Origin of the sequence: Thioalkalivibrio sp. ALE28 (genome assembly GCF_000377425.1) — a bacterium.
GTDB lineage: Bacteria > Pseudomonadota > Gammaproteobacteria > Ectothiorhodospirales > Ectothiorhodospiraceae > Thioalkalivibrio.
Genome location: NZ_KB898094.1, coordinates 184,694 through 206,329, shown reverse-complemented (window position 1 = coordinate 206,329; position 21,636 = coordinate 184,694). Strand labels below are relative to the sequence as shown.

The following is a 21,636-nucleotide window of genomic DNA, read 5'->3' as shown; positions in this document are numbered from 1 at the left end:
GCGGGCGAGGGCTTTTCTTTGGGTTCAAGTCGATGGAGTGCGGGTGATGCGCGGCCTGCTGATCGGGCTGGCGCTTGTGCTGCTGGCACTGCAATGGCCCCTGTGGCTGGGCGAGGGGAGCTGGCGCGACGTGCGCGACCTGCGCGAGCAGGTCGAGCGCCAGCGGGCCTCGAACGCCGAACTGGAGCAGCGCAATCAGGCCCTGGAGGCGGAGGTGCGAGACCTGCGCGGCGGAACCGAGGCGGTGGAAGAACGGGCGCGGCGCGACCTGGGGATGATCCGCGAGGACGAGGTCTTCTTCTTCGTGGTGGGCGAGGACGAACCCGCCACGCTGGACATCGAGCCGCTCCCCGGATCGGCCGGGCAGACCGAGCCCGGTCCCGACTCACGGGTGCCCGAGGAGGCCGAGCCGGCCACCGACACCCTGCCACCCGAGGATCCCTTTGATGGCTGACACCGGGGGCGCAGCGGCGCGCGAACCGGCCTTCTGGGCACTGATCCCGGCGGCCGGCATTGGCCGGCGCATGGGGTCCGACCGTCCCAAGCAGTACCTGACGCTGGGTTCGCGGACGATCCTGTCGCATACCCTCTCGATCTTCCTCGAGCATCCGCGCATTCGCGGCGTGGTGTTGGTGCTGGGACCCGACGTGGATCCCGACGCCCTGGATCTGCCGCTGGCGGGCGGGCGGCTGTTCCGTGCCGCCGGCGGAGCGGAGCGGGTGGATTCCGTGCAGAACGGCCTGGATTTCCTGGCCGACCGGGCGCACGAGGACGACTGGGTGCTGGTCCATGATGCGGCCCGTCCCTGTCTGCCGCAGGCGGATGTGGACCGCCTGCTGCGTGAGTTGCGGGATGACGCGGTGGGCGGGTTGCTGGCCAGCCCCAGTAACGACACCATCAAGTGGAGCGATGGCGGCGGCCGCGTGGAGCGGACGCTGGACCGGGAGCGGGTCTGGCGCGCCCTGACCCCACAGATGTTCCGGCTGGGGATGCTGCGAGAAGCGAATGCGCGCGCACGCGATGCGGGTCATGCAGTGACTGACGAGGCCAGCGCGATCGAGTTTCTGGGGCAGGCCCCGCGGCTGATCGAGGGTTCGGCGATGAATATCAAGATCACGCGGGCGGAAGATCTGGAGCTTGCCCGTCTCTACCTGATGCAGCAGGGCCGGCTGGAAGGACGGTTCAGCGCATGAGCGGGTTGCGCATCGGCCAGGGCTTCGACGTGCACGCCTTCGGCGAAGGGGATCACCTGGTCCTGGGCGGCGTGCATATCCCGTTCGAGCGTGGCTTCGTCGCGCATTCGGACGGCGACGTGCTGCTCCATGCCGTCTGCGATGCCCTGCTCGGCGCCGCTGCGCTGGGCGATATCGGGCAGCACTTTCCGGATACCGATCCCGCGTTCCGCGGCGCGGACAGCCGCGCCCTGCTGCGGGAGGTCCTCCAGCGCGTCGCGGCGGCCGGCTGGCGCCCGGTCAACATTGACTCCACCGTGATCGCGCAGGCGCCGAAGCTGGCGCCGCACGTCCCCGCCATGCGCGATCATATCGCCGCGGATACCGGCCTGGTGCCCGAGGCCGTCAGCGTGAAGGCCACGACGACCGAACATCTCGGGTTCACCGGGCGCAAGGAGGGCGTGGCGGCGCAGGCAATCGTGCTGCTGGAACCGGCCTCGGGGATGCTGCGGGTATGACCGGGGCCGGGCGCGGGAATGCGGGAGTCCTCGGCCTGCATCACGCCAGCCTGGTCATTGCGGACGTTCAGGCCGCGCGCGAGTTCTACGGGCACCACCTTGGGCTGGCGCCGCTGGAGCGGCCCGAACTCGGATTTCCGGGGCTGTGGTACGACCTCGGCAACGGCCAGGCCCTGCACCTGCTGCGGGTGCCGAACCCGGACCCGACCGAGCGTGCGGTACGGTGTGGGCAGGACCGCCACCTGGCGCTGCGCGTGGATGAGCTGGAGACCTTCGCCGCGCGGCTGGAGGCCGCGGGGTTTGCGGTGGAACGCAGTCGCTCCGGCCGCCCCGCGGCATTCGTACGGGATCCCGACGGCAACGCCATCGAGCTGATCGAGGACGGTGCCTGAATCGGCCAGAGAGAGTCCCCTCATGAGCGACGCGCGCTACATCCTCGCCCTGGACCAGGGCACGACCAGTTGCCGGGCCATCCTGTTCGACCGCGCGGGTACGATCGTCGGCGTGGCGCAGAAGGATTTCGCCCAGATCTATCCGCAGCCCGGCTGGGTGGAACACGACCCGATGGAGATCTGGGGTACCCAGATCGGCGTGGCGCGCGAAGTACTGGAGACGCGCGGCATCAAGCCCTCCCGACTGGCGGCGATCGGCATCACCAATCAGCGCGAGACCACGGTGGTATGGGACCGCGCCACGGGGGAGCCGATCGCCAATGCGATCGTGTGGCAGGACCGGCGTACCGCCGCGTTCTGCGACGGACTGAAGGCGCAGGGCCTCGAGGGCCTGCTGCGCGAGCGTACCGGTCTGGTCGTGGATGCCTATTTCTCGGCCAGCAAGCTGCGCTGGCTCCTGGATCACGTGGACGGGGCGCGCGAGCGCGCGGAACGGGGCGAACTCGCCTTTGGCACCGTGGACAGCTGGCTGATCTGGAACCTCACCCGCGGGGAACGTCACGTGACCGATGTGACGAATGCCGCGCGCACCCAGCTGTTCAACATTCACACCCTGGAATGGGATTCCGAGCTGCTGGAGCGGTTCGGGGTCCCGCGCGCGATGCTGCCCGAGGTGGTGGACTCCAGTGGCGTGCTGGGCGTGACCGGCGCCGAGATGTTCGGCGGCGCGGAGGTCCCGATCGCCGGCGTGGCGGGGGACCAGCATGCGGCCCTGTTCGGCCAGGGCTGTTTCGAGCCCGGCATGGCCAAGAACACCTACGGGACTGGCTGTTTTCTGCTGATGAACACGGGCGATACGCCGGTGGAGTCCCGATCCGGCTTGCTCACCACCCTCGCGTGGTCGCTGGACGGCCGGGTGGAATACGCGCTGGAGGGTTCGATCTTCATCGCCGGGGCCGCGATCCAGTGGCTGCGCGACGAGCTTCACCTGATCGACGCGGCCGAGGATTCCGAGTACTACGCGGGCAAGGTGGCGAACGCCGACGGGGTCTACGTGGTGCCCGCGTTCGCCGGGCTGGGTGCGCCGTACTGGGACATGTACGCGCGCGGCGCCATCTTCGGCCTGACCCGTGGAACGCGCAAGGAGCACATCACCCGCGCTACGCTGGATGCGCTGGCCTATCAGACACGCGATGTGATCGATGCCATGGCGCAGGACGCCGGGATCGGGCTGAAGGCCCTGCGGGTCGACGGCGGGGCCGTGGCCAACAACGTGATGATGCAGTTTCAGGCCGACATGCTCGGGGTGCGGGTCGAGCGCCCGGCGGTGACCGAATCGACCGCGCTGGGGGCCGCCTGGCTCGCGGGGCTGGGGGTCGGCTTCTGGACCCGTGACGAGTTGGTGCAGAAGGGTGGGCTGGACCGGGTGTTCGAGCCGCAGATGGACGCGGCCACGCGGGAACAGTACTACCGCGGCTGGAAGAAGGCCGTGAAGCGCACGATGGGCTGGGCGCGCGAGGACGACAGCGACTCGACGCCGTAGCGGGTGATGGTCTGGGGCCTCGCCGACGCGGGCGGGGGCTTCGCCGCCAAGGCGGCTCCCACAGGGGGCTGCAGGTAGAGCGATGGCTTCGACAGGCAGCCCGGCCCAGATCACTGTGGAAGCGGGCTTGTCCGCGAAGCCCCTGCCAGGCCCGGATTGGGCCCGGGGCTCAGTCCATGCTGGCCGGTTCGGCGGCGAGCTGGCCGGACTGGTAGTCGCTGATGGCCTGTTCGATCTCGTCGGAGGTGTTCATCACGAAGGGGCCGTAATGCGCGATCGGTTCGCCCAGCGGCCGCCCCTTGAACAGCAGCACGCGGGCATCCTGCTGGGCGATCAGGTGGATCTGGGTCTGGCCGCTCCACACACCCATCTGGCCGGTTTGCAGGCCGATGAGCTCGCCGTCGAACACATAGGCCAGCACGCGGTCCTCGAGCTGCACGGCGAGTGACAGGCGATAGCCGGCGGGCAGCGTCAGGTCGGCCATCGCGGCGCCTTCGCCAATCTGCGCCAGCGGGCCCTCGGTATCCCCGGCACTGGTCTGCCAGGATCCGGCAATGGCCTTGAAGCGCAGCGGATCGTCGTCTTCCGGCAGGTGGCGCATTGCGTCGGCGTGCACGTCGCGATAACGCGGCGGGTCCATCTTGCGCCGGGCGGGCAGGTTCACCCACAACTGGAAACCGTGCAGGCCTTCGCTGTCGAGCAGGGGCATCTCGGAGTGGATCACGCCGCGGCCGGCGCTCATCCACTGGGCCTCGCCGGCCTCCACGCGGCCCTGGTTGCCCATGGAGTCCTCATGGGTCAGGCCGCCATGGACCAGATAGGTCAGGGTCTCGAAGCCGCGATGCGGGTGGGCGGGAAAGCCGCCGATGTAGTCCTCGCGCGCGCTTGCCTTGAGCTCGTCCAGCATCAGGAAGGGGTCCAGCCCGCCACGAAAGTCATGGATGCGCCGAATCTTCACCCCGGCCCCGTCCTGGGTGGGATGGGAGGTCTTCACGCTGTCCGGCGGTGTCGGGTTCATGGCGTTCTCCTTCGCAACAGGTCTGCACCATACCGACCATGAAACGAAAAGAAAATTGCATCGTTTCCCGTCATGGGGCCTTTTGTCAGGCGGTGGACAGATCCCAGGAATCGGCAAACGCCTCCAGGCTCTCGATGAAATCGGGATCGTGTTCCTGACGGTTGATGGTCAGGTGCAGGACGACGGCCTGCGGGTCGGGCGGGTGCCCGGTGGTCAGCGTCCAGGCCAGGCCGTTGGGGCAGTCGGGCAGGGACAGGCGCACGCCACCGTTGATGACCTCGCGGTGCACCCGGAACTCGCCCCACAGGCAGTAGACCACGCCGGCATCGGGACCGTTGTCCTGGATCAGCGTGTCGATGGCATCACTGTGAGCGGGCAGGGCGGGGACGTTCAGCCGCCGCTGCAAGGTTTCGGCATCCAGGGTCGCGGGCAGGTTGCGGAAGAATTCCATGGCGGTCACTCGTTGCGCGGCAGGAACACGGGCAGGCCGTCGACCTCGCCTACGCTCAGGCGCTGGTTGTAGAGGCGTTCCAGGGCACTGGGCACGAGCATGGTGGCGGTCGGGCCCCAGCATGCCTGGCCGTCGGGGAACAGCAGGAGCAGATGGTCGCAGTAGCGCGCGGCCAGGTTGACGTCGTGCAGGACCAGTACGGCGGCCCGGTGCGCCTGGGCAACGATGCCCTGCACGCGGTTCAGCACGGCGACCTGGTGATGCAGGTCCAGCTGACTGGTGGGCTCGTCCAGCAGGAGCAGGCTGGGGTCCTGGGTCAGCACGGTGGCGATGGCCAGGCGCTGCCGCTCGCCCCCGGAGAGCGTGTCCACCATGCGGTGCTCCAGGTCGGAGAGGTCCATCTCCGCCAGGGCGGCCCGGGCGCGGGCGTAATCCTCGGAGGTCTCGATGTCCCAGGGGCGCAGGTAGGGGTGCCGACCGATCAGCGCGGTCTCCAGCACCGTCGCGGGGAAGCCGTCGTGGTGGGTCTGGAAGACCAGGCCGATGCGCCGCGCCAGTTCCGCGCGGGGCAGGCGGGTGATTGCCTGGCCCCGGACCTCGATGGTGCCGGCGCGTGCGGTCCGCAGGCCGGCGAGCGTTTGCAGCAGCGTGCTCTTGCCCGCGCCGTTGGGGCCCAGGATGCCCCAACACTGCCCGGGGTCGACGGTCAGTTCCAGCGGGGCGCCGGGTGCGCGCCCCGGGATGTCGATCACCAGGTCGCGGGTGGCAAGCAGCGTATCCGGGCCCGGCTTCTGGTGGACGCTGCGTGCACCCAGGCCCGGGGCTTCATGCGGCCGGCTGTGGGCGGGGGCGATGGGTGGACGGGGTGCCATCAGCGGCTCCGGTACAGCAGGAACAGGAACACGGGGACCCCCAGCATCGCGGTGATTACGCCGACCGGCAACTGCTCCGGGGCGATCATGGTGCGGGCGAGGGTGTCGGCCAGCGTCAGCAGGATGCCGCCGCCCAGCGCGGAGGCCGGCAGGATCACGCGCTGGTCGTTGCCGAAGACCAGGCGCAGCATGTGCGGCACGATCAGCCCGACAAAGCCGACCGCGCCGACCTGCATGACTGCGGTCGCGGTGATCAGCGCGGCGGCGACATAGATGCTCCATTCCACCGGGCGAACCGCCACGCCGAGTGCAGCGGCCTGCATCGGGCCGCGCGCGAGCACATTCAGCGTGCGGCCCAGCGGCAGGGCGAGGAACACGACCAGCACCAGCAGGATCCAGGCGGGATAGGGGTTGCGCGCGTGGGACACATCGCCCATCAGCCAGTACAGCATGCCCGGTAGCTCGGCCGTCGGGCTGACTGCGAGCAGGAAACTGATCATGGCGCCCCAGCCCGCCGCGACCACCACGCCCGTCAGAAGCAGGCGCGTGGGGGTCCAGCTGCCGGTACCGTGTGCCAGGCCGAACACGATCACCGTGGACAGCAGGGCACCGGCGAACGCGGCCAGGGAGACGGAAAACATCGACAGGCCCGCGAGCATCGCCAGCAGGGCGCCGACGGAGGCGCCGCCGGAGAGGCCCAGCACGTAGGGATCGGCCAGCGGGTTGCGCAGCAGCACCTGCATCAGCGCGCCGGCCAGACCCAGCAACCCGCCTGCGGCAAAGGCCGCCAGGGCGCGCGGCAGGCGCAGCTCCAGCACCAGCGTGTCGTGCAGGCGGCTGCCCTCGCCGAGCATCACCGCCAGCAGGTCGCCGGGCGCGATCGCGACACTGCCGAAGGCCAGCGCGATCAGCACCGCCAGCAGCGACGCCGGCAGCAGGACCGCGGCGGCAAGGAGGAAGGCGCGGGTCACGAGGGGTCAGTCCACCCGGCGGAGTCGGGCCCGCTCGAGCTCCTCGCACATCAGGCGGGTGCCCTCGGCGATGCGCGGGGTATGGCGCTGCAGCAGGGACGGCGGGATGAAGAACAGGTTGTCGCGCTGGACCGCGGTCATGTCCTCCCATTGCGTCCAGGCGATGACCCAGTCGGGGCGATCCTCGCCCATGCCGCCGCCAATGATAACCTCCGGATCGGCCTCGATGACCGCCTCGCGATCCATGCGCGGGACCAGGCGATCCAGGTGGCCGAATACGTTCACCCCGCCGCACAGGCGGATCGCCTCGCTGATCAGGTGGTCGTCGTTCACCGTCATCAGGGGTTGTTCCCACACCTGATAGAACAGGCGTACCGGGTCGCGCTCGGCGTAGTCCTGGCGAAGGGTGTCGATCGCCTCCTCGAAGCTTCGCACCGCCTCGTCGCCCTGCGTCTCGGTGCCGGCGAGCTGTGCCATGCGGCGCATGCTGGCGGACACACCGTCGAAGCTGCGGGGCTCCGACACGTAGACGTGGAAGCCGAGCTCGCGCAGGTGTTCGATCTGGGATTGCGAGTTTCCGCTGCGCCAGGCAACGACCAGGTCCGGATCGAGCTGCACGACGCGCTCCATATCGATGCGGCTGTAGCCGCCCACGCGGGGAAGCATCTCCGCCTCCGGCGGGAAGTCACTGTGCTGGGTCGCGCCCACCAGCTTGTCGCCAGCCCCGACGGCGAACAGGACCTCGGTGATATGCGGGGCGAGGCTGACGATGCGCTCGGCGGGTTGTTCCAGCCGGACCTCGTGACCGTCGTCGTCGGTCACCGAGACCGGGTCGGCCAGTGCCGGCGCCGTGCAAAGCAACGTCGCGACGAGCAGGGCGGAGGAGTGTCCGAGGGTCTTGAAATTCATAAAAATCCGGTGGTTGTGGCGCTGTTGCGAGGTCGAATGGAGGACGTCTGCGGTAGTGCGCGCAAGCCGCAAAAGCGTTTCATCATAGCAGCATGCACAAGATGGTTTGGTGCCCAAATTGGTCGGGGGCGCGCCGAACGCGTATCATACGGCGGCTAGTATCAGGTGCCTGCAATGCGCAGGTGAAACGGGAAGCCGGTGCCAATCCGGCGCTGCCCCCGCAACGGTAAGTGAGCGGCGAACCACACCGCAGGCTTGGCCACTGTGTCCCCACGGGTCACGGGAAGGCGTCTGCGGCATCGGCACCCGCCGACGCTCGCAAGCCCGGAGACCGGCCTGGTGATGACGCATCCTGCGATCGTGCGGCGGGCAACGATCGAGGGCACGGGCACTATCTGCGGTGCCCGTTCCTTCGTGGTTTCGCCGTGCCGTCGCCCCGACGGAAACGCATGACGAACCCAGATCCCAAACCGACAGAAGGGCATCCGAACGCGTTCGCCTCGGCCGAGCGCGAGGCGGTTTATCGCGTGATCGGGGAACGCCGCGACATGCGCCATTTCCGCCCGGATCCGGTGGATCGCGCTACGCTGCGCCGGCTGCTGGAGGCCGCCCACCGCGCCCCCAGCGTCGGGTACATGCAGCCCTGGCGCTTCCTGCGGGTAACCGACCCGGCGCTGCGCGAGGCCCTGCATGCCCACGCCGCGGACGAGCAGGCCCGCACCGCCGAGGCCTGCGGGGAGCGCGCGGCGGAGGTGCACCGCCTGAAGCTGGAAGGGATCCGCGAGGCGGGGGAGTTGCTGGTCGTGGCCCTGACCGACGACCGCGAACGCTATGTGCTGGGGCGCCGTACGCTACCGGAGATGGACCTGTGCTCGGCGGCCTGCGCGATCCAGAACCTGTGGCTGGCGGCCCGCGCGGAGGGGCTGGGCATGGGCTGGGTCTCGCTGTTCGATCCGGACTGGCTGGCGCGGCAGCTGGACATGCCGGAGGGCGGCTATCCGATCGCGGTGCTGTGCCTCGGCCATGTGGAGCGTTTCTACGACCGGCCGATGCTGGAGACCGCGGGCTGGGATCGCCGGCGGCCCCTGGAAGAACTGGTCTTTCAGGATCGCTGGGGCGTGCGCGGCGAGCTGGCAGCCGACCAGGATGCGGCAGGCACCGGACACGGGGCGGACGAACGGACCGGATCCGACAGCGCATGAGCGCCTTCCTGATCCTGATGGGCGCCCTGATCCTGGATCGCTTGTTCGGCGATCCGCGGCGGTTCCACCCGCTGGCCGGGTTCGGTCGGCTGGCGGCCTGGGCCGAGTCCCGCTGGCATGCGCCCAGTCGCCTGCGCGGGGCGTTGCTGCTCGCGGCGCTGGTCCTGCCATGGGTGGCGCTGGCCGCTCTGGGGGCGTCGCTGGCGTGGGGCTGGCTGCTGTCGCTGGCGATCCTGACCCTGGCGATCGGCTGGCGCAGCCTGGACGAACACGCCGAGGTGGTCGCGCGGGCCCTGGAGACGGATGATTTGCACGGTGCCCGCACGGGCGTGGGGATGCTGGTCAGTCGGGACACGGAGGCCCTGGACGTGCGCGGGGTGAGCGGGGCGACCATCGAGTCGGTCCTGGAGAACGGCAACGATGCGCTGTTTGCCACGATCTTCTGGTTCCTGGTCGCCGGGGCACCGGGCGTGGTGGCCTACCGGCTGGTCAACACCCTGGATGCGATGTGGGGGTACCGTAACGAGCGGTATGCCACGTTCGGCTGGGCGGCCGCGCGGCTGGATGACGCCATGAACCTGATCCCGGCGCGTCTGACGGCCCTGGCCTATGCCCTGGCGGGGCGCGGGCGGGACGCATTGCAGTGCTGGCGTGAACAAGCCGCCGGATGGAAGAGCCCGAATGCCGGGCCGGTGATGGCCGCTGGGGCCGGTGCGCTGGGCCTGGTGCTGGGCGGCCCGGCGCCCTATGGCGGCCAGCGCGAGTGGCGCCCGCGCCTGGGCATGGGCCGCCTGGCCGATGCCGCGGGCATTCGCCAGGCGGTGGCGCTGGTGGACCGGGCGCTGGCGATCTGGATGGCGTTCATCGTGATGGGGGTGATTGTCGTTGTCCTGTTCTGATCCGCAGAAGGCTCCCATGCCCGAATCCCGGGCGCTCGTGCAGGTGCACGGGGGTGGTGTGCGCCAGGCGGCTGCGCGCTACGGCATTCCGGCAACCGAGTGGCTGGATCTTTCCACCGGCATCAACCCGCATGGCTATCCCGTGGGCGAGGTCCCGCAGTGGGTCTGGGCGCGGCTGCCGGAACCGGAGGACGGGCTCGAGGCCGCGGCTGCTGACTATTACGGCACCGCAGCCCTTTTGCCCGTCGCGGGCTCGCAGGCGGCGATCCAGTTGTTGCCGGCGCTGCGCCCGGGTACGGCGCGCGTCGGCATCCTCGAACCCAGCTACAACGAGCACGCCCGGGCCTGGCGCGAGGCCGGGCACACGGTACGCCCGCTGAGTGGCGAGGCGATCGCCGCCGCGCTGCCCGATCTGGACGTGCTGGTGCTGGTCAACCCGAATAACCCGACGGGTCAGTGCTTCGAACGTGCGGACCTGCTGGCCTGGCATGCGGAACTGGCCGCGCGTGGTGGCTGGCTGATCGTGGACGAGGCCTTCATGGATGTGACGCCGGGGGCCAGTCTCGCGCAGGACGCACCGCGCGAAGGCCTGGTGGTGCTGCGTTCTCTCGGCAAGTTCTTCGGGCTGGCGGGCGCGCGGGTCGGGTTCGTGATCGCCGACGACGCGATGCGCGCGCAGCTGGCCGCCCGTCTGGGTCCATGGGGCCTCGCCGGACCTTCGCGCTGGGTTGCTACCCGGGCGCTGACCGACCGCGCCTGGCAGGCCGAGACACGTAGCCTCCTGCAGGCGCGCGGCCAGCGCCTGGCGGAACGGCTGCGCGCGCACGGGCTGGCGCCCACCGGCGGCACCGCGCTGTTCCAGTGGTGCCGGGTGGATGATCCCGCGGGTTGGCAGGACCATCTGGGCCGGCAGGGCATCCTGGTGCGTCGATTCGATGCGCCCGGGAGTCTTCGGTTTGGCCTGCCGGGTGACGCGGCCGAGTGGCAGCGTCTCGAAGCGGGGCTGCAGCGGGCATGACGGGCACGACGCTGATGGTGCAGGGGACGACCTCGGATGCCGGCAAGAGCGTGCTGGTGGCGGGGCTCGCGCGGGTGCTGCACCGCCGTGGACTGTCGGTGGTGCCGTTCAAGCCGCAGAACATGGCGCTGAACAGCGCCGTCACCGCCGATGGCGGCGAGATTGGCCGGGCCCAGGCCCTGCAGGCCGCCGCCTGCGGCCTGGAACCGCATACGGACATGAATCCCGTACTGCTCAAGCCCAGCTCGGACCAGGGCGCGCAGGTGATCATCCACGGGCGGCCCGCGGCGGAACTGGATGCGCGGGCCTATCACGACTACAAGCCGGTGGCCCGCGAGGCGGTACTGGCGTCGCACGGGCGCCTGGCCGATCAGTACGACCACGTGCTGGTGGAAGGCGCGGGCTCGCCGGCGGAGATCAACCTGCGCGCGGGCGATATCGCCAACATGGGCTTCGCCGAGGCGGTGGACTGCCCGGTGATCCTGGTCGCGGATATCGACCGGGGCGGGGTGTTCGCGCATCTGGTGGGCACGCTGGCGCTGTTGAGCGAGACCGAACGCGCGCGGGTGCAGGGCTTCGTGATCAACCGTTTTCGCGGTGATGTCGGACTGCTGCAGCCGGGTCTGGACTGGCTGGAGCAGGAGACCGGCAAGCCGGTACTCGGTGTGCTCCCGTACCTGCACGGGCTTTATCTGGATGCCGAGGACGCCCTGCCGCGCGAGGCAGTGCCGGAGAAGGCTACGGATGCGCTGAAGGTGGTCGTCCCGGCCCTGCCGCGTATCTCCAACCACACCGATTTCGACCCGCTGCGCCTGGACCCGGCGGTGGATCTGCGGTTTGTCGGGCCCGGCGAGTCGTTGCAGCCGGCGGATCTGGTGATCCTGCCGGGCTCCAAGTCGGTGCGCGACGACCTCGCCTGGCTGCGCGATCAGGGCTGGGAGGCCGCGCTGCAACGGCATGTGCGCTACGGTGGCAAGGTGCTGGGCATTTGTGGGGGCTTCCAGATGCTGGGGCGCGCCGTGCACGACCCCGACGGCGTCGAGGGCCGGCCCGGCTCCACGCCGGGGCTTGGCTGGCTCGATATCGAGACCCGCCTGGCCCCCGAGAAGCGTCTGGAGCGTGTTCACGGGGATCGTGTGCTGGGCCGGGAGGCAGGCGTGGAAGGCTACGAGATTCATGCGGGCATCACGACCGGACCCGGACTGGAGCGGCCGCTTTTGTATCTGGCGCATGGGCCAGATGGCGCGTGCAATGAGGTCAGCACCGTGGCCGGTACCTACGTGCATGGCGTATTCGACCGTTCGGAGGCCGCCGATGCCTTGCTGCACTGGGCGGGTATGCGGCCCGGTTCGGGACAGGGAGAAGACCTGTCCGCGGCGCGCGAACGCGGTCTTGCACGCCTGGCGGATACCCTGGAGGAACACCTGGACATGAAGCGTGTACTGGCCCTGCTGGGGGCTGTATCCACGGAGCCGGTGGCATGAAGACCCTGGTCCTGGGTGGCGTGCGTTCTGGCAAAAGCCGGCTGGCCGAACGCCTGGCGGCGGAATCCGGCCTGCCGGTCACCTATGTCGCCACGGCACGGGCCGACGACGCCGAGATGGCGCGCCGAATCGAGCGTCATCGCGCCGACCGCCCCGGTGACTGGCGCCTGGTCGAGGCCGACACGGGGCTGGCGCGGGCACTGGAACAGGCCGCTGGCCCGGGCCAGTGCCTGCTGGTCGATTGCCTGACCCTGTGGCTGACCCAGCTCCTGTGCACCGAGGACGAGGCCCGGATCGAACGCGAGCGCGAGGCCCTGATCGAGACGATCCCGGGCTTGCCGGGCACGCTGGTGTTCGTCTCCAACGAGACGGGGATGGGCATTACCCCGATGGATGCACTGTCCCGCCGTTTCGCCGACGAGGCCGGCTGGCTGCACCAGCGCCTGGCCCCGGGAATGGACCGCGTGGTCCTCACCGTCGCCGGCCTCCCGCATGTGCTCAAGGGTCAACTTCTGTGATCCAGGGCGGGCTTTGCTGTAGCCAGGGTGACGAGGGTTCGCGGGCAAGCCCGCTCCCACAGGGCTGTCGCACATGCCTTTGTGGGAGCGAGTTTGTTTGTGGGAGCGGGCTTGCCCGCGAAGACGGATCGAATAGGGAGAACATGTGACCGAAGACTGTGACTGGCTGCAGGTGCCGCCGGCGCCCCTGAGTGCCGAGGCGCGCCGCGCAGCGGCCGAGCGGCAGGCCCAGCTGACCAAGCCGCCCGGCTCACTGGGCCAGCTGGAGGCGATCGCCGAACGCCTGGCCGCCATGCAGGGCGTGGGCCAACCGACGCTGGAGCAGGTGCACATCGCGGTGTTCGCCGGTGACCATGGCGTGGTCGCCGAAGGGATCTCGCGTTTCCCCCAGGCGGTGACCGCGCAGATGGTCGCGAACTTCGCGAACGGCGGCGCGGCGATCTCGGTGCTGGCGCGGCACCTGGGCGCGTCCATCGAGGTGATTAACCTGGGTACCGTGGCGCAGCCACCGGCCGTCAGCGGCGTGCAGCAGCTCAACCTGGGCCCCGGCACCGCCAACCTGGCCCGTGAGCCGGCGATGACGCCAGCGCAGCTGGAACGCGCGCTGAATGCCGGCCGTCAGTGCGCCGAGCGCGCCCGAAGAGGCGGGGCGCAACTGTTCATCGGTGGCGAGATGGGCATCGGCAATACCACGGCGGCCGCCGCACTTGCCTGTTCATTGCTGGACCTGCCGCCGGCCGATCTGGCCGGGCCCGGCACGGGTCTGGATGCCAATGGCGTGCGCCACAAGGCCGAGGTGATCGAACAGGCGTTGAGCACTCACGTGGACGTGCGCGGCGATGCACTGGGTAGCCTGCGTTGTCTGGGTGGCTTCGAGATCGCGGGCCTGGCCGGCGCCTATATCGCCGCAGCACAGATCGGGTTGCCGGTACTGGTGGACGGCTTCATCAGCACCTCGGCGGCGCTGATGGCGGAACGCCTGTGCCCGGGCACCGCGGAGTGGTTCTTCTACGCCCACAGTTCGGCGGAGCCGGGCCACCAGCGACTGCTGCAGGCGCTGGCAGCCGAGCCACTGCTCGATCTCGGCATGCGCCTGGGCGAGGGGAGCGGGGCGGCCACCGCCGTGCCCCTGCTGCGCCTGGCCTGCGAGCTGCATTCGGGGATGGCGACTTTCGCCGAGGCGGGTGTGAGCGGAGAGGGCAGTTGAGCACGGACGCCACACGCATCGGCCTGCTGCGGCACGGCGAGACCACGGGCCAGGGGTTTTGTGGGCGTGGCAGCGATGTCCCGCTGACGGAAGCAGGCTGGCACGCAATGCGCGAGACACTCGCGCGTGACGCAGACTGGGATCGCGTCGTCTGCTCGCCGTTGATGCGATGCCTCGGGCCTGCCGAGGCGTTCGCCGGGCAGGCAGGCGTGCCACTCGCCGTGGACGAACGCCTGGCCGAACTCGACTTCGGCGACTGGGAAGGCCGAACAGCGGCGGCGCTGATGGAGACGCAGGCCAATGCCCTGGGCCGTTTCTGGGAAGACCCGCTGAATCATGCGCCGCCCAATGGCGAGTCGCTTCGAGCGTTTCGCGAGCGTGTGGTCGCCGGCTGGAATGACCTGGCCCCCAACGAAGGGGAGCAGGTCCTCATGATCGCCCACGGCGGTGTCATCCGCCTGATCCGCGCCCTGCACGAGGGCTGGCCGCTGGAAGAACTCCTGAGTATCGACGTCCCGCTCGCGTCCCTGCATATTGTCGAGCCATGGCAGGCCTACCGATGACGTTCCGTCCCGTAATGCACCTAGTCCCGGTAACAGGCCGCCCCCTGGCCCTTGCGGGAGGTTTTGTGGGAGCGTGCTTGCACGCGAAGCCCCTGCCACAGTCGGGCGCGGGCAGGGGCTTCGCGTGCAAGCACGCTCCTACGGCAGGCCCGGGTATCCCGGGTCGTCACCCCCCTTGTGGATGCGAACCTGTGGCGCCAGAAACCGGACGGACACCTTCATGAATCCCGTGATGACGCCCCTCTGGCTGGCCATCCAGTTCCTCACACGCCTGCCGACCCCCGCGCTGGAGCCGCGCCCCGAGGATCTGGGGCGTTCGGTACTGACCTATCCGCTGGTCGGGCTCATCCTGGGGCTGATCGTGGTGATCGTCGGCATCGGGCTGTCCGCCATTCCCGGCGCGCCGACGCTCCTTGTCGCGGCATTGGTGCTGACGTTCTGGGTGGCCCTGACGGGCGCCCTGCACCTGGACGGGCTGGCAGATACGGTGGATGCCTGGGTCGGGGGGCAACGCCATCCGGAGCGCGCCCGCGGGATCATGAAGGACCCGGCCTGCGGTCCGATGGCCGTTGCGGCAATGATCCTGGTGCTGGCGCTGAAGGGCACGGCACTGGTGGCCGTGGTCGAAGCCGGCGCGTGGATGGCCGTCCTGCTCGCCATCGTGCTGGCGCGTCTGGTGCCGCCGGTGCTGTTTCTGACCACTCCCTACGTGAACCCGGTGGGGTTGGGGGCCGAGATGGCGCAACACCTGCCGCGCGGGGCCGCGAAGGGCACGGTCGGTGTCGCGGCCCTGCTGGTACTGGTGCTGGGGCTGGTGTCCGGACTGTGGGGCGTGATCGTGGCCCTCCTCGCCGCCGGAGCGTTGATGTGGGGTGCCACCCGCCTCCTGAAACACTGGCTGGGCGGCTTCACCGGCGACACCGCCGGCGCCACGCTGGAGCTGGTGGAGACCTCCGTGCTGGTCATCCTCGTGCTGGCGCTCGGGCTTTATTAGCCCTCAATCCGGCGAGGGCCCTCCCATCGCCTTGTCCAGCAGTGCCAGACCTTCCTGTTCCCGGCCCTGACCACGCTGGGCGCGCACTCGGAAACGAGTTTCCGCATCGTGTTCAGCAATCATCAACGTGGCCATCTCGTCCACGAGCCGATTGACGCTAGTGCCACGTTCGCGTGCCAGCGCCTTCAGGCGTTCGTACTTTTCGTCAGGCAAACGAATCGTCAACCGAGCCACTGATGCGTCTCCCAGCCCAGGAGTAGATGGTACATCTCGGAAACCAGCGAAAGCCTGTCATCGAATGGTCACGTAACTGCCACATAATTTGCCGATGACTGTTCCCGTGAGATTTTATCCGGCTCGCATGACGCTGCGCTCGCTCGTGAACCCGCTGGCGGTCGTGCGCGACGCCCAGGCGATCGAGCCGGCACCGCCCTGGTGGCAGATCTTTCTGCGTCTGGCGTTCCCGGTGCTGCTGCTCAGCGTGATCGTCAGTCAGTGGCTGTATCAGCTCATCCCCACCGGGCTGCCGCCGGAGGCGATGCCCGGGGTATGGGGGTTTGGCGTCTACAGCGTGCTCGCCATGAGTATCGGTGTGCTGGGCCTGGCGTGGTCCGCGCACTACCTGGCCGAACTCTTCCAGGGGCGCGGGGACCCGGACCGGGCCATGCTGGCGGTCAGTATCGGCCTGCTCCCGGCCTGGGTCGCCAAGGTCGCCGCCGCCTTTCCCTGGCCGTGGGGCAACGGCATCGGACTGCTGCTGATTCTGTATTCGCTGTGGCTGCTGTACTGGTCGCTGCGCGGCATCCTCGGGTTGCGCCGCGGCAACCGCATCGGCCTGTTCGTGGCCACCGTCTTCTGCGGCGCCTTCATCACACTCATCTTTGGCTGGGCCCTGATGGACCTGATCCCCGGCGCCACCCCCGAGCACCGCATCGGCACCACCTGGCTGATCTGAGCCCCCGTTGTCGGGGCAACACTTGTAGGAGGCCAGCCCTCTGGGCGATCGGGTCGGACATCTGGCATCGATGAAAGAAATCGCCCAGGGGGCTGGGCTCCTACAGGAGCGGTACCGGCGGTGGGGGCTATCGCGTTGCGTGGGTGGTGCGGAGCCAAGGTTGAGTTCCGGGGCCTGTGTACAAAGCCTCTGAAACGCCGAGCAGGTACTCGTCCTCACGATCCATCAGATTAATCAGCCGCGCGAGCCGCTGCGGTGGCGTCGTGACGGTCACAGGGCGACACCCGTGCGGTCGGCATGCGTATCGATGGGGCGGTGCGGCGCGCCGCGTGGGTGTACGACGATATCCACACGGCGTTCGCCCAGCTGGCGTTGCAGTGCGACGTACAGGTTGAGTTCCCGGTCCAGCAGGTCATCCGGGGTGCCGTCCGCCTCGATGTAGAGGTCGATGTCGCCACCGCGCGCGGTATCGTCCACGCGCGAGCCGAATAGCTTCACGTTTGCATCCGGCCCGAATGCACGGGCCACTTCCTCGCGGATAACCGTCTGTTGTTCGTCGCTCAGGCGCATCGCTCAAGTATATCAAGGCCCTGGGTCACATACCCGAACCGTCTCGCCTCCAACCACCACCGTCATCCTGCGAACCCGCCGCGAATCCACCACACCCCTGTCATTGCGAGGAGCGCAGCGACGAAGCAATCGCTCGGAATGAGCAAGTGTGCGGGAATCAAACGGCTTGCCACATGCAGCCGATTGCCACGTCGCCTGCGGCTCCTCGCAATGACGGGATGTGGTCGCCACCCTGGGGTGGCCGGCCCGTGGTCCCCGTTTCCGTAACTTTCTTCCACAGAACCGCCACCCCGCAAACCGCGCAGCGGTTATCTGGGATCTCTGCAGTGCGGGCTGCCCGTCGGTTGGGGGCTGGTCCGGCGTCTGGAGGTCCCGGCTCTCCGCTGCGATGCGGCTGGGGTGACGGCGGGGTGTGTGGTGCGGATGATGGCGTGGCTGTGGCGGGTTGGAGGGCGCATGCGGCGCGAGCGGCAACGATTTGCCACCCGCGGTGAAAAAAATTTCAACGATGGGCTAAAGGTTCTGTAGGGCAGGTCGTTAAGGGTCCTGAGAGCGGGGATCGGCCCGTTCACCAGAACCGCCCGAGGCGGTGACGAACGACTCTACAGGAGAGCGATCATGTCCCAAGTAATCAACACCAACGTTCTTTCCCTGAACGCGCAGCGCAACCTGAACAACTCCCAGGGCGCGCTGGCTCAGAGCCTGGAGCGTCTGTCCTCGGGCCTGCGTATCAACAGCGCCAAGGATGACGCGGCCGGTCTGGCCATCGCCGAGCGGTTTACCACCCAGATCCGCGGCTTGAACCAGGCCGTGCGTAACGCCAATGACGGGATCTCCTTCGCGCAGACTGCAGAGGGTGCTCTGGGTACTGTCGGTGATGCAATGCAGCGTATTCGTGAGCTGGCGGTTCAGTCTGCGAATGATACTAACTCTGCATCGGATCGGCAGGCGCTGAACAACGAAGTTGAGCAATTGGTCCAAGAAATCAATCGAGTGGCCAATTCGACTGAGTTCAATGGTACCCGGATTTTGGACGGATCTCTGGAAGATCTTATCTTCCAAGTGGGTGCGAATCGTAATCAGACTATCTCCGTCGATGGTGTGGATGCGCGTGGTTCTCAATTGGGTGGGGAAGTGATCGAAGGTGATGCTGTTTCCCTCAACGCGATTACTGGCGGTACCGCAGGTGATGGTATCAGCGCTGGTGACTTGGCTGATATCACGGTCAACGGTGTAGAAATTGACCTTTCTGAGGCCACCTCCCTTGATGACGTCGTGAACGCCATCAATCAGGAATTCGGTGATACCGGAGTGCAGGCGGTTCGCACTTCTGGGGTCGAAACTGCCAACGACTTGGGTTTCACTGAGCCGACGGCAGCTGGCGCGGTGGAAATCAACGGCGTATCTATCTCGATTGCTGATGATGATGGCGTCGACGACATTGCTGAGAGCATCAATGCGCGTTCCTCGCAGACGGGTGTTACAGCCTCTGTAGATAACGGTGAGCTCGTTTTTGAGTCAGATGCCGATATCGAAATCTCCGTAGTTGACGGTGGAGGCCTTGAGATTGCAGGCGTCGGTTCCGGGGAGTCAGATGTGTTCGCTCGGGGGATCGAGCTCCAAGCGGAAATTGGTACGAATATCGATGTCGCGGGAACCGATGACACAGAGCTTGGCCTGGAAGGCGTGGCTAGTCAGGATTTCACACTGAATGGAGTTAGCGTAGCGACACGACAGGAAGCCACGGATACGATTCGGACAATTGACCTTGCACTTCAGCAAGTAAATGGTCTCCGAGCTGAGCTCGGTTCGGTTCAGGTGCGCTTCGAGAACACCATCTCCAACCTGGAGATCTCCTCGGAGAATCTGTCCGCCGCCCGTTCGCGGATCCAGGATGCGGACTTCGCGGCCGAGACGGCCGAGCTGACCCGCGCCCAGGTGCTGCAGCAGGCGGGTACCTCGGTGCTTTCGCAGGCCAACGCGGTTCCGCAGAACGTGCTGGCCCTGCTGCAGTAAGCTCGATCACTCGGGCTTCTGGTTGAGGGAGGATGGCGAGGGCGCCATCCTCCCCTTCTGAAGAGGACAGCGATATGAGTGATGGAATCGGCAATATCACATCACCGCTGGTTGCAGTGAACCCGCGCGGGGGCGAGGGGGCCAAGGCTCCTGGTTCCGGCGCGGGTCTTGTTCGTGGCGAAGGGCGGCCGGAGGCCGTGGTTCGTGCGGACAGTAATACGGAATCAACGGCTCGTGGTTCCACCGGACCGGCGATCGAGGCCATGGACATGGACGAGGTCAACCAGGTGGTCGAGTCGATCAATTCCTACCTGCAATCCACGAAGCGGGCGCTGGAGTTCAGCGTGGACGACAGCAGCGGCCGCACGGTGATTACAGTGATGGACGGAGAACGCGAAGAGGTGATCCGCCAGATCCCGCCGGAGGCCGTACTGGCCCTGGTGGAACAGTTCCAGACCGAGCAGGAGCTCGGCGGCACGGGGCTGGCGGACAAGGCCTGAAGGCTGTTGTTACACCTGCAAGCGTGATGTGTTGTGAAGCCGGGCCCGGCAACGGGTCCGGCTTTTTTCGTTCCGGCGTCTGGGCGTGGCTGCTTACCCCTTCTTGACCACCCCCTCCATGCCATCCCGGCCGGAGCGGAGCGTCGAGCCGGTATCTCTGGAGACGGGGCTATCCCAAGCGGCGGGATTCGCTAGGCGTGGTAGATCCCGGATAACTGCTTTGCAGTTTCCTGGGTTACGGCCTGGGGCTTGGGGATGATTGTGGCAGGTGTGCGTGTCGGCTAGGTGCCAGGTTCTGGAGATTGCTTCGCTTCGCTCGCAATGACGGGATTTTCCGGGGGATAAAGTCGGGGCGCGGTATGCCGATTTTGAGGCGGTTTTCCTGCGGCGGGCTCAAGTTTTGGGCTAGGCTGTCGTAAATAGATATATCGCACGTGCAAAGGGTCCGGGACGCCGGGCGCCGAGGAGCAGAAAGACCATGGCCATTAGTTCACTGGGTGTCGGTTCGGGGCTGGATCTGAATCAGATCGTGGGCGACCTGATCAACGCCGAACGCGTCCCGAAGGAGCAGCGGTTCGATCGCCGGGAAGGGCGGATCGAGGCGCAGATCTCGGCATTCGGCAATCTGACGAACGGCGTGGAGCAGTTGGGCGGGAGTCTGGGCCAGCTGGCTGGATTCGAGTTGTCCCAGTCCGCAGAGGTGTCGGACTCCAGTGTGGCCAGCGTGACGTCCGACGGCACGGCGGCGAATGGCAATTTCTCGCTGCAGGTGGATCAGCTGGCGCAGGCGCAAAGCGTGGCCACCGCGGCGGGGCAGTTCGCCGACGGGGATGCCGAGGTGGGTGCCGGTCAGTTGGAGATCAGCGTGGGCGGCGGGAACGCCATCACCATCGACGTGGAAGAAGGCGATACCCTGCGGGACGTGCGCAATGCGATCAACGAGGCCGGGGGCGGTGTCACGGCCTCCATCGTGAATGACGGCAGTGGCGCGCGCCTGGTCCTGAACGCGACGGAGACGGGTGCCGATAACACGATCTCGGTCGCGGTGAACGGGGACACGGCGGCGACCAACGAGGGTCTCGGCCGCCTGGCCAGCGACAACCTGGAAACCACGCAAGAGGCCCGCGATGCGGTGGCCGTGATCAACGGGCTGACCGTGACTAGCCCGACGAACACGCTGGACGACACGATCGAGGGCCTGAGCATCGAGCTGCGGGGGACGTCCGCGTCGCCGGTGACCGTTTCGGTGAGCGAAGACCAGGACCAGCTGCGCGAGGCCCTGCAGGGTTTTGTCGAATCGTATAACGCCCTGGTTGGCCAGACCCGTGAGCTGACCTCGTTCAATCCGGACTCGGAAGAGGGATCGGTCCTGACGGGGGACAGCACGGTACGAGGGATTCGCAGCCGTCTGGGTAATGCATTGATGAACCCGGCCCAAGTGCCAGACGCCAATGCGCAGACACTGGCGGAGCTCGGGATCGTATCCAACCGCGATGGGACGCTCTCGTTTGACGGTGCACGCTTTGACCGGGCAATGGAGACGGACGGTTTCGACCGGGTCACCGAGATCGTGCGCGAGGTTGGTGGCCGGATGCAGGAGGTCACCAACAGCTTTATTGGGCCGGAAGGTTTGATCAATGCGCGTACGGACGGGCTGCGCAATGACCTGGAGCGGATTGGGCAGCAGCGCGAGGACCTCGAGGTCCGTCTCGAGCGCATGGAACAACGCCTGATCGGGCAGTTCTCGCGGATGGACAGCGCCGTGGCGCAGATGCAGAGCACGGGCGATTTCCTGATGGGGCAGCTGGCGAATATGCCGCTGGCCCAGAACAATTCTCGTCGATAGTCGCGCCGCCTAGGCGAA

24 protein-coding genes and 1 riboswitch are annotated in these 21,636 nt (G+C 67.7%); of the genes, 17 read left to right on the top strand and 7 right to left on the bottom strand.

Annotated elements, in window-relative coordinates; all coding sequences use genetic code 11:
* The first annotated feature begins 46 nt into the window (after window positions 1–46).
* From ftsB to glpK, 5 genes are read left to right on the top strand one after another with little or no spacing between them, the layout of a single operon-like run.
* On the top strand, window positions 47–454 hold the full coding sequence (gene ftsB, locus D105_RS0103085; protein ID WP_018866968.1) for a cell division protein FtsB: 408 nt from the start codon (window positions 47–49) through the stop codon (window positions 452–454).
* The gene (gene ispD, locus D105_RS0103080) at window positions 447–1,193 is read left to right on the top strand and encodes a 2-C-methyl-D-erythritol 4-phosphate cytidylyltransferase (RefSeq protein WP_018877454.1); all 747 of its coding nucleotides are present in this window, start codon (window positions 447–449) and stop codon (window positions 1,191–1,193) included. The genes ftsB and ispD overlap by 8 nt, the downstream gene beginning before the upstream one ends.
* Entirely contained in the window at window positions 1,190–1,690 is a 501-nt protein-coding gene (gene ispF, locus D105_RS0103075) for a 2-C-methyl-D-erythritol 2,4-cyclodiphosphate synthase (RefSeq protein WP_018877453.1), read from the top strand. The genes ispD and ispF overlap by 4 nt, the downstream gene beginning before the upstream one ends.
* On the top strand, window positions 1,687–2,082 hold the full coding sequence (locus D105_RS0103070) for a VOC family protein (protein ID WP_018866965.1): 396 nt from the start codon (window positions 1,687–1,689) through the stop codon (window positions 2,080–2,082). The genes ispF and D105_RS0103070 overlap by 4 nt, the downstream gene beginning before the upstream one ends.
* Window positions 2,083–2,104: 22 nt before the next feature.
* Entirely contained in the window at window positions 2,105–3,625 is a 1,521-nt protein-coding gene (gene glpK, locus D105_RS0103065) for a glycerol kinase GlpK (RefSeq protein WP_018877452.1), read from the top strand.
* Between the two features lie 169 nt (window positions 3,626–3,794).
* Here glpK and D105_RS0103060 read toward each other — a convergent pair whose 3' ends face one another.
* From D105_RS0103060 to D105_RS0103040, 5 genes are all read right to left on the bottom strand, one after another.
* Window positions 3,795–4,643, bottom strand: a complete 849-nt coding sequence (locus D105_RS0103060; protein ID WP_018866963.1) for a pirin family protein — start codon at window positions 4,641–4,643, stop codon at window positions 3,795–3,797.
* 85 nt (window positions 4,644–4,728) lie between these two features.
* The gene (locus D105_RS0103055; protein WP_018866962.1) at window positions 4,729–5,094 is read right to left on the bottom strand and encodes a hypothetical protein; all 366 of its coding nucleotides are present in this window, start codon (window positions 5,092–5,094) and stop codon (window positions 4,729–4,731) included.
* Between the two features lie 5 nt (window positions 5,095–5,099).
* Entirely contained in the window at window positions 5,100–5,966 is an 867-nt protein-coding gene (locus tag D105_RS0103050) for an ABC transporter ATP-binding protein (protein WP_018877451.1), read from the bottom strand.
* Window positions 5,966–6,937: an iron ABC transporter permease gene (locus D105_RS0103045; RefSeq protein WP_018866960.1), complete on the bottom strand. Its 972-nt coding sequence runs from the start codon at window positions 6,935–6,937 to the stop codon at window positions 5,966–5,968. Before D105_RS0103045 ends, D105_RS0103050 begins: the two co-directional genes overlap by 1 nt.
* Before the next feature lie 6 nt (window positions 6,938–6,943).
* Window positions 6,944–7,846, bottom strand: a complete 903-nt coding sequence (locus D105_RS0103040; protein ID WP_018877450.1) for a cobalamin-binding protein — start codon at window positions 7,844–7,846, stop codon at window positions 6,944–6,946.
* Between the two features lie 146 nt (window positions 7,847–7,992).
* Window positions 7,993–8,201, top strand: a riboswitch (cobalamin riboswitch).
* A 94-nt stretch (window positions 8,202–8,295) separates the two neighbouring features.
* Here D105_RS0103040 and bluB point away from each other — a divergent pair.
* The 8 genes from bluB to cobS all read left to right on the top strand — a co-directional run bounded on the left by bluB (window position 8,296) and on the right by cobS (window position 15,731).
* Window positions 8,296–9,048, top strand: coding sequence for a 5,6-dimethylbenzimidazole synthase (bluB, locus tag D105_RS0103035; protein ID WP_018866958.1), 753 nt, complete (start codon window positions 8,296–8,298; stop codon window positions 9,046–9,048).
* Window positions 9,045–9,947, top strand: coding sequence for an adenosylcobinamide-phosphate synthase CbiB (gene cbiB / locus D105_RS0103030; RefSeq protein ID WP_018877449.1), 903 nt, complete (start codon window positions 9,045–9,047; stop codon window positions 9,945–9,947). The genes bluB and cbiB overlap by 4 nt, the downstream gene beginning before the upstream one ends.
* A 16-nt stretch (window positions 9,948–9,963) precedes the next feature.
* On the top strand, window positions 9,964–10,965 hold the full coding sequence (gene cobD, locus D105_RS0103025) for a threonine-phosphate decarboxylase CobD (protein ID WP_018877448.1): 1,002 nt from the start codon (window positions 9,964–9,966) through the stop codon (window positions 10,963–10,965).
* On the top strand, window positions 10,962–12,449 hold the full coding sequence (locus D105_RS0103020) for a cobyric acid synthase (RefSeq protein WP_018877447.1): 1,488 nt from the start codon (window positions 10,962–10,964) through the stop codon (window positions 12,447–12,449). The genes cobD and D105_RS0103020 overlap by 4 nt, the downstream gene beginning before the upstream one ends.
* Window positions 12,446–12,967 (top strand): bifunctional adenosylcobinamide kinase/adenosylcobinamide-phosphate guanylyltransferase, encoded by a 522-nt coding sequence (gene cobU, locus D105_RS0103015; protein WP_018877446.1) that lies wholly within the window; start codon window positions 12,446–12,448, stop codon window positions 12,965–12,967. Before D105_RS0103020 ends, cobU begins: the two co-directional genes overlap by 4 nt.
* A 145-nt stretch (window positions 12,968–13,112) precedes the next feature.
* Complete coding sequence (gene cobT / locus D105_RS0103010; protein ID WP_018877445.1) at window positions 13,113–14,174, top strand: nicotinate-nucleotide--dimethylbenzimidazole phosphoribosyltransferase; 1,062 nt, start codon at window positions 13,113–13,115, stop codon at window positions 14,172–14,174.
* Window positions 14,171–14,737 (top strand): histidine phosphatase family protein, encoded by a 567-nt coding sequence (locus D105_RS0103005; protein ID WP_018877444.1) that lies wholly within the window; start codon window positions 14,171–14,173, stop codon window positions 14,735–14,737. The genes cobT and D105_RS0103005 overlap by 4 nt, the downstream gene beginning before the upstream one ends.
* A gap of 220 nt (window positions 14,738–14,957) precedes the next feature.
* Window positions 14,958–15,731, top strand: coding sequence for an adenosylcobinamide-GDP ribazoletransferase (cobS, locus tag D105_RS0103000; protein ID WP_018877443.1), 774 nt, complete (start codon window positions 14,958–14,960; stop codon window positions 15,729–15,731).
* Window positions 15,732–15,734: 3 nt separating this feature from the next.
* On the opposite strand, the gene D105_RS0102995 is transcribed toward cobS, so the two are convergent.
* On the bottom strand, window positions 15,735–15,944 hold the full coding sequence (locus D105_RS0102995) for a hypothetical protein (protein WP_018866950.1): 210 nt from the start codon (window positions 15,942–15,944) through the stop codon (window positions 15,735–15,737).
* A gap of 115 nt (window positions 15,945–16,059) precedes the next feature.
* Here D105_RS0102995 and D105_RS0102990 point away from each other — a divergent pair, with 115 nt between their 5' ends.
* Complete coding sequence (locus tag D105_RS0102990; RefSeq protein WP_026280395.1) at window positions 16,060–16,686, top strand: YIP1 family protein; 627 nt, start codon at window positions 16,060–16,062, stop codon at window positions 16,684–16,686.
* Between the two features lie 270 nt (window positions 16,687–16,956).
* Here D105_RS0102990 and D105_RS0102985 read toward each other — a convergent pair whose 3' ends face one another.
* A complete protein-coding gene (locus D105_RS0102985; protein WP_018877441.1) occupies window positions 16,957–17,256 on the bottom strand; it encodes a nucleotidyltransferase domain-containing protein in 300 nt (99 codons plus the stop codon).
* 618 nt (window positions 17,257–17,874) lie between these two features.
* On the opposite strand from D105_RS0102985, the gene D105_RS0102980 reads away from it, so the two are divergent.
* The 3 genes from D105_RS0102980 (at window position 17,875) to fliD (ending at window position 21,618) form a co-directional block, all read left to right on the top strand.
* Complete coding sequence (locus D105_RS0102980) at window positions 17,875–19,272, top strand: flagellin (RefSeq protein ID WP_018877440.1); 1,398 nt, start codon at window positions 17,875–17,877, stop codon at window positions 19,270–19,272.
* 32 nt (window positions 19,273–19,304) lie between these two features.
* Entirely contained in the window at window positions 19,305–19,772 is a 468-nt protein-coding gene (locus D105_RS15335; protein WP_369772636.1) for a flagellar protein FlaG, read from the top strand.
* A gap of 478 nt (window positions 19,773–20,250) precedes the next feature.
* On the top strand, window positions 20,251–21,618 hold the full coding sequence (fliD, locus tag D105_RS0102970; protein WP_018877439.1) for a flagellar filament capping protein FliD: 1,368 nt from the start codon (window positions 20,251–20,253) through the stop codon (window positions 21,616–21,618).
* The last annotated feature ends 18 nt before the right edge of the window (window positions 21,619–21,636 follow it).

Bases quoted from the DNA above. Each gene is read 5' to 3' on its own strand.
- ftsB (WP_018866968.1), top strand. From the start codon at position 47: ATGCGCGGCCTGCTGATCGGGCTGGCGCTTGTGCTGCTGGCACTGCAA.
- ispD (WP_018877454.1), top strand. From the start codon at position 447: ATGGCTGACACCGGGGGCGCAGCGGCGCGCGAACCGGCCTTCTGGGCA.
- ispF (WP_018877453.1), top strand. From the start codon at position 1,190: ATGAGCGGGTTGCGCATCGGCCAGGGCTTCGACGTGCACGCCTTCGGC.
- D105_RS0103070 (WP_018866965.1), top strand. From the start codon at position 1,687: ATGACCGGGGCCGGGCGCGGGAATGCGGGAGTCCTCGGCCTGCATCAC.
- glpK (WP_018877452.1), top strand. From the start codon at position 2,105: ATGAGCGACGCGCGCTACATCCTCGCCCTGGACCAGGGCACGACCAGT.
- D105_RS0103060 (WP_018866963.1), bottom strand. From the start codon at position 4,643: ATGAACCCGACACCGCCGGACAGCGTGAAGACCTCCCATCCCACCCAG.
- D105_RS0103055 (WP_018866962.1), bottom strand. From the start codon at position 5,094: ATGGAATTCTTCCGCAACCTGCCCGCGACCCTGGATGCCGAAACCTTG.
- D105_RS0103050 (WP_018877451.1), bottom strand. From the start codon at position 5,966: ATGGCACCCCGTCCACCCATCGCCCCCGCCCACAGCCGGCCGCATGAA.
- D105_RS0103040 (WP_018877450.1), bottom strand. From the start codon at position 7,846: ATGAATTTCAAGACCCTCGGACACTCCTCCGCCCTGCTCGTCGCGACG.
- bluB (WP_018866958.1), top strand. From the start codon at position 8,296: ATGACGAACCCAGATCCCAAACCGACAGAAGGGCATCCGAACGCGTTC.
- cbiB (WP_018877449.1), top strand. From the start codon at position 9,045: ATGAGCGCCTTCCTGATCCTGATGGGCGCCCTGATCCTGGATCGCTTG.
- cobD (WP_018877448.1), top strand. From the start codon at position 9,964: ATGCCCGAATCCCGGGCGCTCGTGCAGGTGCACGGGGGTGGTGTGCGC.
- D105_RS0103020 (WP_018877447.1), top strand. From the start codon at position 10,962: ATGACGGGCACGACGCTGATGGTGCAGGGGACGACCTCGGATGCCGGC.
- cobU (WP_018877446.1), top strand. From the start codon at position 12,446: ATGAAGACCCTGGTCCTGGGTGGCGTGCGTTCTGGCAAAAGCCGGCTG.
- cobS (WP_018877443.1), top strand. From the start codon at position 14,958: ATGAATCCCGTGATGACGCCCCTCTGGCTGGCCATCCAGTTCCTCACA.
- D105_RS0102990 (WP_026280395.1), top strand. From the start codon at position 16,060: ATGACTGTTCCCGTGAGATTTTATCCGGCTCGCATGACGCTGCGCTCG.
- D105_RS0102985 (WP_018877441.1), bottom strand. From the start codon at position 17,256: ATGCGCCTGAGCGACGAACAACAGACGGTTATCCGCGAGGAAGTGGCC.
- D105_RS0102980 (WP_018877440.1), top strand. From the start codon at position 17,875: ATGTCCCAAGTAATCAACACCAACGTTCTTTCCCTGAACGCGCAGCGC.
- D105_RS15335 (WP_369772636.1), top strand. From the start codon at position 19,305: ATGGCGAGGGCGCCATCCTCCCCTTCTGAAGAGGACAGCGATATGAGT.
- fliD (WP_018877439.1), top strand. From the start codon at position 20,251: ATGGCCATTAGTTCACTGGGTGTCGGTTCGGGGCTGGATCTGAATCAG.